Origin of the sequence: Novosphingobium naphthalenivorans NBRC 102051 (genome assembly GCF_001590985.1) — a bacterium.
Lineage (GTDB): Bacteria > Pseudomonadota > Alphaproteobacteria > Sphingomonadales > Sphingomonadaceae > Novosphingobium > Novosphingobium naphthalenivorans.
On the sequence record NZ_BCTX01000006.1, the window covers coordinates 25362 to 38103 of the forward strand.

Here is a 12742-nt window from a genome sequence, read left to right on the forward strand (position 1 = left end):
AGACGCCCAACGTGAGTAGATCGTGGTGGAGTACGGTGTTCGTTCTGTTAATGCAGGGACCATGACGAGTAGAGTTGCGGAAAAATCCGGGTGATAGGGCGGGGGCGAAGACGTTGAACAGTTTCTATGAGCGGCCGATTCTGAACTCGCCCTATCGCGCGCCGGAATTGCATCATCCGCTCGATCAAAACGGTCAACCCCTCGAAGGGGAGCCGAGGCAGGGGCGCCGCCCATCGCGCTTCATTGTTCCCGTTCCGGCCTCGCGGAAGAAAGCGTCAACCTTGCAGGCCTCCCTCGACCTGGAGACCTACACTGAAAACGCGCTCATCAACGAGATACGCGGGTACGTCGATCTGTGGCGGAGCCTGCGCAATCCCGCCGACTGGGGCGTGACCGCAGTCTCCCAGCGGCTCCTGGAGCATTGGCGCCGGCCTCAAGAATGGTGGGCCGGCCCGCGCCCCTTCTTCTGCCAGCTCGAAGCCGTCGAAACGATCATCTGGCTGACTGAGGTCGCACCCAGGCGCGCGGCCTCGAAGGGCCTCCTGGATCAGATCGCCAATGCCAACGAGGAGGCCAATCCGGAACTCTTCCGCCTAGCCATGAAGATGGCCACGGGCAGTGGCAAGACGACCGTCATGGCCATGCTGATCGCCTGGCAGGCGGTGAACGCCGCTCGCAAGGAATCGAAGGACTTCTCCCGCGCCTTCCTGATCGTCGCACCCGGCATCACGATCAAGGATCGACTCCGTGTGCTCCAGCCAAGCGAGCCGGACAACTATTATGAGACGCGCGAGATCGTGCCGCCGGAGATGTTACCCGACATTCGGCGCGCGGAGATCGTGATCACCAACTACCACGCCTTTCAGCACCGCGAGACGCTGGCCTTGCCCAAGGTCGCGCGCAGCTTCCTCCAAGGCAACGACCCCGAGCCGCTCAAGACGACGGAAACCGACGCTGAGATGCTGGAGCGGGCGTGCGGCAAGCTGCTCCGCTACGACCGTGTCAACGTCCTCAACGACGAAGCGCACCACTGCTATCGGCACAAGGGCGGCGCTGACGCCGAGGGCGCGCTGACCGGCGACGACAAGAAGGAAGCGGCCGAGAACGAGGAGGCCGCGCGGCTCTGGATCAACGGCATCGAGGCGCTGGATCGCAAGCTGTCGAAGGGTGTGCGCGCGGCTTATGACCTCTCAGCCACGCCTTTCTTTCTGCGCGGCTCCGGCTACGAGGAAGGCACGCTCTTCCCCTGGGTCGTGTCCGATTTCAGCCTGATGGACGCGATCGAGAGCGGCATCGTGAAGCTGCCGCGCGTGCCGGTGAGCGACAACCTCGTGCAGACCGACACTGTCGTCTATCGCGACCTTTGGAAGCACATCGGCAAGGATCTGCCGAAGACGGCCGCGGGCGCCGCCAAGCTCAGCCCCTTCGACCTGCCCAACACGCTGAAGACCGCGTTGAACGCCCTCTACAGCCACTATGAAGGCGAGTACGAGCGCTGGCAGCGCGCTGGGATCGGCGTGCCGCCCGTCTTCATCGTTGTGTGCCAGAACACCGCGATCTCCAAGCTGGTGTTCGAATGGATCGCCGGCTTCGAGCGCGGCGACGCCGAGGAAGGCGAACGCGTGGCCTTTCATGCCGGCCATCTGGAGCTGTTCCGCAACTATGACGAACAGGGCGCGCGCCTCCCTCGTCCGCGTACGCTGCTGATCGACTCCCGCCAGATTGAGGCCGGCGACGCCCTCGACAAGGGTTTCCGCGACGCCGCCGGTCCCGAGATCGAGCAGTTCAAGCGCGAGCTGGCGGCACGCGAGGGCGCAGGCGCCGCGCAAGGCGAAGCCAGCGAGAGCGCGCTGCTGCGCGAGGTGATGAACACCGTTGGCCGCCCCGGTCGCCTTGGCGAGCAGATACGCTGCGTCGTCTCGGTTTCCATGCTGACCGAAGGCTGGGACACGAACACCGTGACGCACATCCTCGGCGTCCGCGCGTTCGGCACCCAACTTCTGTGCGAGCAGGTGGTCGGGCGCGGCCTGCGCCGCCAGTCCTATGACCTGAACCCCGAAACCGGCCTGTTCGACGTCGAATATGCCGACATCATGGGGATTCCGTTCGACTTCGCTTCCTCGCCGCAGGTCGCCAAGCCGACCAAGCCGAAGCCGGTCACGCGCGTCCACGCGATCAAGGAACGTGAAGCGTTGGAGATCATTTTCCCGCGCGTCAGCGGCTATCGCCGCGATCTGCCGTCCGAGAAGCTCGAAGCCGTATTCACTGAAGACAGCCGTCTGGAGATTACGCCGGCCGATATCGGCCCTACCTCGGTCGTCATGGAGGGGATAGTCGGCGCCGGCGTGACGATCACGCCCCAGGTGCTGGAGCGGCTGCGCCCCTCAGAGATCAGCTTCAACCTCGCGAAGCATCTGCTCTACACGAGCTTTCGCGACGAGGACGGTTTCCCGAAGCAGCACCTCTTCCCGCAGATCCAGCGTCTCGCGCGCCGCTGGCTCGACGAAGGTTATCTCGTCACGAAAGGCGTTCCGGTCGGCGCGATCCTCTATCAGGACCAGCTCGCCCGCGCGGCCGAGAAGATCGACATCGCCTGCACCCGCGCCAGCGAAGGGCGCATCGTAGCCGTGCTCGATCCCTACAATCCCAAGGGCTCGACGCGACACGTCAATTTCATCACCTCGAAGCCCTGCTGGAGGACCGGCGCGCAGCCGCCCAAGAGCCACATCAGCCATGTTGTGCTTGACTCTAGCTGGGAGGAACAACTCGCCCTGACGCTGGAAACCCATCCTCGCGTGCTGGCCTACGCCAAGAACCAGGCGCTGGGGTTCGAGGTCCCCTATCTCGATAGCGGCATTACTCGGCGCTACCTGGCCGACTTCCTGGTCCGGCTCGACGATGGCGCCGACGAGCCGCTCAACCTTGTTCTTGAGGTGAAGGGCATCAAGGACGAGGCCGACAAGGCCAAGGCCCAGACGACGCGCGAACTCTGGGTCCCTGGTGTCAACGCGCTCGGCGGCTTTGGCCGCTGGGCATTCGCCGAATTTCGCGACTGGGCCGTGATGGACGAGGACTTCGCCGCACTGGTCGATCAACTGCTCAAGAAAGTTCCCGCCTGATGGCCCGTTCTCCCCGATTCTCCAATGGCAAGTCCTCCAAGCAGGTCGATGCCCTCAAGCACGACGAGGCCACCCGCCGGAACATCCCGACCGCGGAGATGGAAAGCTTCTTCCGTCGTGAAGAGGACGCGGCGCCGCGGCCGCCCAAACACTATCCGCGCACCCGCCCGCTAGCCGAGGGCGAAACGCGCACGCCCGAGGAGCCGCGCCGGCCCGAACTAATCTGGAACGGCGCCAAGATCACCATCACCGATGAGCAGATGAAGGAGTTGGCGGAAACCGGCACGCTGACGCTTTCCGACGCGCAGCTCATCTGGCGCGGCAAAGACCGGCAGGACTGGACCGACCTCGTCGTTAATGTGCCGCCGCTCTACATCCAGGAGAAGATCCACCCCAAGGCTATCATCGACGACCTGAAGCGTCGTACGGCCGCGAAGCGCGAGGCCGAGGCCGCCATTCCCGACCTGTTCGCCGATTTCAACGGCATCACGCCCGAGCAGCGCGCTGAGTTTTACCAGCACGACCAGCACTGGTCGAACCGCATGATCCTGGGCGACAGCCTTCAGGTGATGGCAAGCTTGTCCGAACGCGAGAGCCTGAAGGGTAAGGTGCAGTGCATCTTTTTCGACCCGCCCTACGGCATTAGGTTCAACTCAAACTGGCAGGTTTCCACTCAAAGCCCCAAAGTTCAAGATGGTAAGCAGGCTGACATTAGCCGCGAGCCTGAGCAGGTGAAGGCCTTCCGCGATACTTGGAAGGACGGCATCCACAGCTACCTGACCTATTTGCGCGATCGGCTAACAGCAATGCGCGATCTGCTGACTGAAAGTGGCTCGATCTTCGTGCAGATCGGCGATGAGAATGTTCATCGCGTGCGGGCGGTATTGGATGAGGTGTTTGGGGAGGAAAATTGCGTTACCTGCGTTACAGTTACCAAGACCGCAAGCCAAACAGCCGAACTTATCCCGGCTGTTGCAGATTTCATTCTCTGGTTTGCTAAGGACAAACGGCTGACTAAGTTTCGTCGGCCGCTACGCAACAAGTCATTAGCGGAAGATGCCTCTGGTGTTTATCGTTGTGTCTTCAACGAAAGTTTCGAGGTTGTGCGTCTCTCTGACGAGGCCCTCACCGATTACGTGAAGGCCCACGGCGACGAAGGCATATTCCGCATCGATAATCTTACGTCTCAACGTCCGCCCGGCAGTTTTCCCGTGATGTTGAACGGCAAAACTTATGGTTCCGGACGAGGATTCTGGAAGACCGGCGAAATCGGTATGGAACGGCTCAAGAAGGCCCGTCGCTTAAACGCTGCCAAGAACTCTCTTACCTATATCCGATATCTTAACGACTATAGAGCTGCGGCAGTTGGCAATGTCTGGACTGATACAGGCACCGGCAGTTTCACCGACGAAAAAATTTACGTCGTGCAGTCAGGAGCCAAGATGATCGCTCGCTGCCTGCTGATGGCCACCGACCCCGGCGACCTCGTGCTCGATCCCACCTGTGGTTCCGGTACGACCGCGTATGTTGCCGAGCAATGGGGCCGGCGCTGGATTACGATTGACACCAGCCGGGTCGCGTTGGCGCTGGCCCGCACACGCCTGATGGCGGCTCGCTATCCTTGGTATCTGCTCGCTGACAGCCGTGAGGGTCGTGCCAAGGAAGCGGAACTGGCCCAGCGCGTGCCCGTTGATGCGCCAATCCACAACGACCTCCGCCAAGGCTTCGTCTACGAACGCGTGCCGCACATTACCTTGAAATCGATCGCCAACAATTCCCTAATCGACGACATCTGGGAAAAGTCGCAGGCGGTACTGGAGCAGTTGCGCGCCGCGCTCAATACCGCCTTCGGCAAATCCTATGAGGAATGGCAGATTCCGCGCGACCTGCCCGCCGGCGCGTCTGCCTCTGCGAAGGAAGCGCACGCGAAATGGTGGGAAGCGCGGATCGCCCGCCAGAAGGAGATCGACGCCTCGATCGCTGCGCGAGCTGACGTCGAATATCTCTACGACAAGCCCTACGTCGACAATGCACGCGTCCGGGTCGCAGGACCGTTCACGGTCGAGAGCCTGTCGCCGCATCGCGTGCTGCCGGCGAGCGAGCAGGAACTGATCGACGACATTGAGGCGGTGGAGGGCCGACGCTCGCCTGCGGACGCGGACCTTGCGGGGCAAGACTTCACGGCGATCGTCATCGACTATCTCAAGGCCGAGGGCGTCAAACAGCAGGCAAAGGGCGACCGCATCACCTTCGAGAGCCTGGCGCCCTGGCCGGGCAATTTCGTCGGCGCGAGCGGCACGTTCATTGAGGGCGAGAACGGTCCCGAGCGGCGCGCTGCGATCCTGATCGGCCCGGAATACGGCACCGTTGGTCGGCAGGACCTTGTCGCCGCCGCCCGCGAAGCGGTGGATGCCCGCTTCGACGTGCTGATCGCCTGCGCCTTCAACTTTGACGCCCATTCCTCGGAATTGGGAAACCTCGGCAGCCTCAAGATCCTCAAGGCCCGGATCAACCCCGACATGCACATGTCGGAGGAACTGAAGAACACCGGGCGCGGCAACATGTTCGTTGTGTTTGGCGAGCCCGATGTCGAAATTCTCGATGATGGCGGCCCGGAAATCCGCGTGAAAGTGAACGGCGTCGACGTGTTCGATCCCAACACCGGCGACATACGGTCGAACGACACGGCGGGGATTGCCGCTTGGTTCATCGACACCGACTACAACGAGGAGAGCTTCTTCGTCCGCCACGCCTACTTCCTCGGCGCCAACGATCCCTACAAGAGTCTGAAGACCGCCCTTCAGGCCGAGATCGACGAGGACGCTTGGGCCACGCTCTACTCGGACACCTCGCGTCCGTTCGAGCGGCCGGAAAGCGGTCGCATCGCGGTAAAGGTCATCAACCACTTCGGAGACGAAGTGATGAAGGTGTTCGGGGTGTAGTCCGTGAACTTCCTGATCGCAGACACCTTCACGGCTTCCTTCAACCGTCTGTCCGGCTTGGACCAAAAGGCAGTGAAGGCGAGTGTCTTCGATCTCCAGATGGACCCGGCCGGCAATGGTCTCCAGTTGCACCGGATCGACAAGAGCAAGGACCCCAATTTCTGGTCGGCGCGCGTCAATCGCGACATCCGCCTGATCGTCCACAAGACCAGCGAGAGCCTGCTGGTCGCCTATGTCGGCCACCACGATGACGCCTATGCCTGGGCGGAACGCCGCCGTATCGAGGCGCATCCGCGCACCGGCGCCGTCCAGATCGTCGAGGTGCGTGAGCGTGTGGAGGAAGTTGCCCCGCCGGCCACCCTCGATTTCGTCTTCCCCGAGCCCGCTAAGGGTGCGGAGAAGGTGACGGCCCAGCCGGCGCTGTTCGCCTCCCTGGACGACGATGCTCTGCTCTCGATCGGCGTGCCCGCCGACTGGCTGGCCGACGTTCGGGCTGCCACTGAAGACGGCTTCTTCGCGCTGACGTCTCACCTCCCGGCTGAGGCCTCCGAAGCGCTGCTCGAATATGCCGCCACCGGCAGATTGATCGCACCCGCTCCCGTCCCGGCCGTCGTCGATCCCTTCACACATCCCGATGCATTGCGGCGCATCAGGATTATCGCCGACCAAGAGGAGCTGGAGCAGGCGCTCGCCTTTCCCTGGGAGAAATGGGGCGTCTTCCTCCACCCGTCCCAACGGACACTGGTCGAGCGTTCCTTCTCCGGGCCGGCGCGCGTAGCCGGTTCCGCGGGCACAGGCAAGACCATCGTGGCGATCCATCGCGCCGTCCGGCTCGCCCGCGAGAATCCGAACGCGAAGGTCCTGCTAACGAGTTTCTCTGAGCCGCTGGCAGCGGAACTGGCGAAGAAGGTGCTGGTTCTCGCGCCCGAGACCGGCGGCGTCGTGCCCCGGATCACCATGGCGTCGTTCCAGGGCATCGTCGAGCAGATGTTCCAGCTCGAACACGGCGTGCGCCCCCGCATCGCCAGTGACGCCGTGTTGCGCGAGCGCCTTCGCGCCGCGACCGCCTCCGCCGGCCTCAAAGGCTTCTCCGAACGCTTCCTCCTGTCGGAGTGGACCAACGTCATCGACGCCTGGGGCCTGACTTCGTTCGACGACTATTCGACCGTCCAGCGTATGGGGCGTAAGAGCCGGCTCGGTCCCAATCAGCGCGCTCGGCTGTGGCCGGTCTTCCAGGCCGTGCGCGATGCACTGACAGCCGAGCGCTACACGACTTGGGCGGACGTCTTCACCGGCCTGTCCGACGCGCTGGCGACGCGTGAGAATAAGCCCTTCGACCACGTCGTCATCGATGAGGCCCAGGACCTCGCGCCCGCCGAGCTTCGGTTTTTCGCCGCCCTGGCGCCCAAAAAGCCGGATGGTCTGTTCTTGTCGGGCGATGTCGGCCAGCGCATTTTCCAGCATCCCTTTTCCTGGGCGAGCCTCGGCGTCGACGTGCGGGGCCGCTCGCACACGCTCAAGGTCTGCTACCGCACCTCGCAGCAGATCCGCCGTGCCGCCGACCGGTTGCTGCCCACCGTGTTGCGCGACACCGATGGGCTGGAGGACGAGCGGCGCGGCATCATCTCGGTCTTCGATGGTCCGGCGCCCGAAGTGCAATCCCTCGCCGACGTTGCCGCGGAAGCTGCCGCGGTCCGCCAGACCGTCGAGACTTGGCTTGCAGATGGGATCGCGTCCCACGAGATCGGCCTGTTCGTCCGAACGCCGCATCTCGTCACGCGCGCCCGCGCCGCCATCGCCGGGCTCACTGGCGAGGGCGGGATGACAACCGCGCCTATGAGCCTCGCTAAGGGGCTGGAATTCCGCGCAGTCGTGGTGATGGCTTGCGACGAAGGCGTTCTGCCGCTCGACGAGCGCGTCGCCGACGCCGCCGACGAAGCGGAACTCGACGACATCTACGAAACCGAACGCCGCCTGCTTTATGTCGCCTGTACGCGGGCGCGCGAGCATCTGTTGCTGACTGGCGTCACGCCGACCTCCGAATACCTGGCGGATTTCATCTCTTAGCCTCTTCGGGTGACAGTTGGGCGTACCTTGCTCCCGCCGGCCCCCGCCGCCGGCAATCGGCACGACAGCCGATAGTCCCGACTGTGCAGCGCCGCCTACTGCAATTCCGCCGTGCTCAAATCGCTCCGCGTGATCGAAACCGCCCGACTCATCGTCCGCTCCCGGAGATCTGCTCGAGGCAAACGGATCAGACAAACCCCAAGTCGGGAATCCGATAAGTCAGCAATTTAGGTCGCTGGTATTACGCCGCTATCGCCCGCAGCGCTTTGTCTATTGAGAACTTACCGGTCGTCCCATCTTCAAAGGTCACGCCAAAGCAGCGAGTGGTGTAGCCCGGGCCACGATCGTGAGTGGGATAGAAGGACGCGGGAGGTGACTGCAGATCCCAGCCGGTCTTCGCGCAGTAATCTTCATAAGCTGCCCGAACGTCGGCTAGCTCATCCCCGCCAAATTCCTGCTTCAGCTCACGGCCATTTAGTATCTTCGAGAAGTATTCTTTGGCGGCTGTAACGGTTGCAAAGGCCCGCCCTGTTCTGAGAGACACTGACTTCGCCAAAGTTACCTCCTCAACACGTGCGCTTGTAAGATTAAATACGCGGCGTAATCCGCGCGGCCGTTCGAATATCGGCAATCTGCGTACCGAGGGCCTGCAGGTTTTGACGCATATCGTTGAACACCGGTTGTACGGCATCGGGATCGCTAATCGTGACGATAGCCGTGAAAGGCACACCTTCCTCGGGCATAACCTCGCCGGCTCGGGTCAGGTAGTCGACGAACAAGCGCCAGTTCGAAGATGGGCCGACACCTTGCGGGAACGTTTTGGCTAGAACCTTGACAGGACTCCATTTCAGATCGTGTTCGATCAATTCCGCTTCCACCGCTGGCGCTTCGCGTTTCGTGGGGAGATAGAGCGGCTCAAGTCGCCCCTTCCATCCACCGCCCGCTTGCTCCTGCTGCAAAGTAGCGTTGATGTTTACACGGACGAATTCCGAACCGAATCGCGCATCAAGCGGTGGCGTGGAGACGAGGGTGATCTTCGCTCGCCCTCGGCACTTCCCGCCTGGACCGACCAGCGACGCGGGCCATAGAAACCGGAAATTGATTTGTTGGTCGCGTCGAATGCGGGATGCGAAGACGAGCGTGATCGCATGGTCGCCGGTCTCCAGAATCCGATCAGCGGATGGCGGCATGCCGAAGCCGACCATGTGTCGTGCAATGGGTGCGAGCGCCGTAGCCTGCAATGGCACGGGCATCTCCGCGTGATGCACAAGCAAACCGATCAGGGTCTCGCGCGAGACCTCTCCCTCGATCGCGTGGTCGAGCACAGCAGCAGTTTTTGCGGCAAGTGGCGAAGCGTAGCTCGTGCCGCATCCATCGATGATTGTTCCATCGGGCAGGATCGAGAACAACCCGTGCCCGAGCACTGAATGCTGGGAACTTGCTCCCCCGACATGTGCGAGGTCAGGCTTCACACCGGCACGGAGGCCGGGCCCCCGCCGACTGAAACGAGTCGGTGCAAAGGGCACGCAGCCATCATGCCCAGGCGGATTGAGAGCGGCCACAGCGACATTGCGTGCGCTCTCGGCAGGAGTCAGCAAACCGTCGTTGCGGGCGTTGACCAGGCTAGCGAGCGCAGCCGTGGGGTCTGCGGGCCACTCGGCGCGAAGATCCTGAGCCTGGATATTGCCGGCCGAAATGAACACCACGGCGTTGTTGGCCTCCGCAATCTGATCCAGCCGCGCAGCGTGGGGGCTGTATCGGTCCGGTGCGGCAGGCTGAAGGATATTGAGGCTCATGTTGAATACCCGCACTCCGTGGCGGGCGCGGGCATCCGAGATGGCTGACTCCATCTCGTCGAAAAACTGCGGTAAACCGTCCGGATAGTAGGAGGCGAAGGCCCCCGCCTTGCGTTCGTTCGGGAAAACGGCAAGGTCGACCAACTCTGCGCCGTCGGGCTCCGGACAGATTTCCGAGCCATTCAACGCACCGCCAACCGCAGCCAAACCACCGATAAACGTGCCATGAGCGAGATCAACGTCTTCGTCGGCCAGGATGTCCCAGCGATCGATCACCCAGTCCGACAACGCCTTACTGATTCCGCCATCGATGACGCCCAGACGAGGATGGGTGCGTCGGCTGTCGCGGACTGGAATGGTCACGTCGGTTGGCCGAACGCGCGTGGTTGGCGCGGACGGACTGGCCGCCCGAACAACGATGCCAGGCAAGTCGATCCGCCGAACGAGTGGATGGCTATCAAGAAAGGCGAGAAGCCGAGCGTGGCGATTGACGTCGGGATTAAACAAAGCCAGTTCGCGGTGACGCTCGCCGACCGGTGCCTCATTCAATCGCAGGACGGGTTGATTGGTTGATTGGTCGAGTCGGACCGATAGGATCGGCTGCTTGTTCCGATGACTTGGCAACCGCTCAACGGAAAGGCCCCGTTCCAAGGCATTGAAGCCCGCCACGAAACTCTCGACGAGGCGACGATGACCAGCGTCGAGGCGATCCCAGTCGGACCGTGGCGGTGGGCTCTCGAACAACTCAACCTGATAGCCGCTTCCGGTCATCGGGTTTGAAAGCCACGCGACGGCCTCCTCGGCTGAAAAGCTACGGCGGTCAGCCGGCCCATAAAGCTCAATGCGGTCGATCGCACCCGTCTCGCTCTTCCGCGCGGACGGATATGGCTCATCTTTTTGCTTCTGTTCGTTGAACCGCATCTCGGTGTGGGTTTCAGCCAGTGCCATCTCGGCCGCCACTTGCCGGAGGGTGCCGGGTCTGGCTTCGACGATCATGACGCCGAGGTCGCCGCCGCCGACGACTGGTGTCCGATTGTCGCGAAAGAGGCTTGCGACAGGCCGGTGACTTTTAGCCCATGCTTCGCGGCGTAAAATGACCTTCACATAGCCGACGTCTCCCTGCGACTGTGCGCTGAGCACGCCGGAGATCGTGTCGAGTTGGCCCAACAGTGCGTTCTTATGGGCCACAAACTCAGCATCGCGGTGAGCAAAGAAGTCTTTTCGCCCACCACCGCCACCAGCCTCGCGGCCCTCTTCGTAATTCTCTGGATTGAGGACGATCTGAATCGGGCTAGCCATTCGCCACCTCGCCTTCACCGGACTTGGTTGCTCGGCCGAGCTGACGGCTCACTGTCGACTTGTCTTTGCCGGCGATCTCGCCAATGTCGGCCATGGAGAAGCCAAGGATCGGATCGTCCCGCATGGCCCGAAACAAGTTGCTCGAATCGTCAAACAACAGCGCGCGGCGCTCACTTTGAACACGGGCCGCATTCAAGGTCGCAAACTGGCGCAAGGTATCGAGTAATCCCCGCCTGTCCTCCTCTCGAACGGTAGTGGCCTTCTTATACGTGCGCACCAGAGACTCGATCTCCGCCCCCGTCGATCCCTCGGTGAACCACGAAATCAACCTCAAATGACTTTCCGGAGCCTTCACCGGCGGCATGAAATGCGCGGCGATCGCCTTTCGCATCTCGAAGTCCGGCTTGGGAATTTCGAGCTGAACCTCAAAACGCCGCCAGACGGCCGTGTCTAGCAGCTTGGGATGATTGGTGATCCCGATCGTGAAGCCAACATCCCGGCGTGCATCTAGGTTCTGCAGGAGCGCATTCACGACGCGCTTTATCTCTCCCACTTCTTGCGGATCATCGCGGACTTTGGCGATTGCGTCGAATTCGTCCAACAAGAGAATGCAACGATGGCGGTTCGCGAATGTGAACAGATTTCCGATATTACGCGCTGTGGTGCCCAGGAAGGATGACACTAGGCCGTCCAGTTTCACCAGCACGACCGGCAAATCGAGCTGCTGAGCCATCCACAACGCCAACCGCGTCTTGCCGGTACCCGGCGCTCCGTAGATGAGGCAGGTCTTCGATGGTCGAATATCGATCTCGGACAGGGCGTCGAAATTGGCCCATTCCTCAATAATGGTCCCGATGGCTTGGCTGACCGTCGCGTTGAACAGCGGCGCAGCCGGTTGAATGTCAGTCGGGAAAATCACGTCTGCGAGCGGCGCAGCCGTCTCTCTATCGACAGGAACGGGCGTGTTGCGGGTCAAAACCTCGCCCGGAATCTGAGCCTTCGAACGCTCAATGCGGCTCGGCGAAAGCTCCTTTGTCCGATCCGCCGTTGTCAGGATGCTCGTAAGCGCGGCCGCCTGCTTTGACTCCCCGTCCTTGGTCAAAGCGTCGCGCAAACGCTCGATTTGCTTGCGCAAGGCCGGCGACGCGTCGGCTATCGCCGCGCGGCAAAGCGCTTGCACTATTGTGAAATGATCCATGCTCGTCCTTTGCGCTCGTTGCACCAAAGCGCCATATGGATGCATATATATCAGATAGCGGTGCGATGCAAGGTCATATCGTTGCGCGTCATGGCGCATATGGTGCATGGGCAGCGTTGCGGTAAAATCGCAGCCCCAGGCGGCGCTCACATTCTGAAATCCCGACCTACAAATCTCCGGCTCCACGCTTTTGAGGGGAATGCCTTCCCCCTGGCCGGCGCCTTGGTCGCCGACGCACCCCCTTCTGCGGGGAGATCCCCCAGGCTGTGCCAAAACTCAGCGGCACGATGGTTCTACGGATGGCGCGAGATTCCGGCTCAA

6 protein-coding genes are annotated in these 12742 nt (G+C 62.0%); 3 read left to right on the forward strand and 3 right to left on the reverse strand.

The window, feature by feature from the left end; all coding sequences use genetic code 11:
- Positions 1-113: 113 nt before the first annotated feature.
- Genes NN5_RS03285 through NN5_RS03295 form a run of 3 tightly spaced genes read left to right on the forward strand, consistent with a single transcriptional unit; the run spans position 114 to position 8128 of the window.
- On the forward strand, positions 114-3119 hold the full coding sequence (locus NN5_RS03285; RefSeq protein WP_067732635.1) for a BPTD_3080 family restriction endonuclease: 3006 nt from the start codon (positions 114-116) through the stop codon (positions 3117-3119).
- The gene (locus NN5_RS03290) at positions 3119-6061 is read left to right on the forward strand and encodes a site-specific DNA-methyltransferase (RefSeq protein WP_067732636.1); all 2943 of its coding nucleotides are present in this window, start codon (positions 3119-3121) and stop codon (positions 6059-6061) included. The genes NN5_RS03285 and NN5_RS03290 overlap by 1 nt, the downstream gene beginning before the upstream one ends.
- A gap of 3 nt (positions 6062-6064) precedes the next feature.
- Positions 6065-8128 carry a UvrD-helicase domain-containing protein gene (locus NN5_RS03295; RefSeq protein WP_067732637.1) on the forward strand — a complete coding sequence of 688 codons (2064 nt, stop codon included), beginning with the start codon at positions 6065-6067 and terminating at the stop codon, positions 8126-8128.
- Between the two features lie 241 nt (positions 8129-8369).
- On the opposite strand, the gene NN5_RS03300 is transcribed toward NN5_RS03295, so the two are convergent.
- From NN5_RS03300 to NN5_RS03310, 3 genes are read right to left on the reverse strand one after another with little or no spacing between them, the layout of a single operon-like run.
- Positions 8370-8684: a hypothetical protein gene (locus NN5_RS03300; RefSeq protein ID WP_067732638.1), complete on the reverse strand. Its 315-nt coding sequence runs from the start codon at positions 8682-8684 to the stop codon at positions 8370-8372.
- 31 nt (positions 8685-8715) lie between these two features.
- Positions 8716-11223 carry a S8 family peptidase gene (locus tag NN5_RS03305; RefSeq protein ID WP_067732639.1) on the reverse strand — a complete coding sequence of 836 codons (2508 nt, stop codon included), beginning with the start codon at positions 11221-11223 and terminating at the stop codon, positions 8716-8718.
- On the reverse strand, positions 11216-12571 hold the full coding sequence (locus NN5_RS03310) for an AAA family ATPase (protein ID WP_245656198.1): 1356 nt from the start codon (positions 12569-12571) through the stop codon (positions 11216-11218). Before NN5_RS03310 ends, NN5_RS03305 begins: the two co-directional genes overlap by 8 nt.
- Between the last annotated feature and the right edge of the window lie 171 nt (positions 12572-12742).

Excerpts from the sequence above, each read along its gene's own strand:
- NN5_RS03290 (WP_067732636.1), top strand. The coding sequence starts at position 3,119 with ATGGCCCGTTCTCCCCGATTCTCCAATGGCAAGTCCTCCAAGCAGGTC.
- NN5_RS03305 (WP_067732639.1), bottom strand. The coding sequence starts at position 11,223 with ATGGCTAGCCCGATTCAGATCGTCCTCAATCCAGAGAATTACGAAGAG.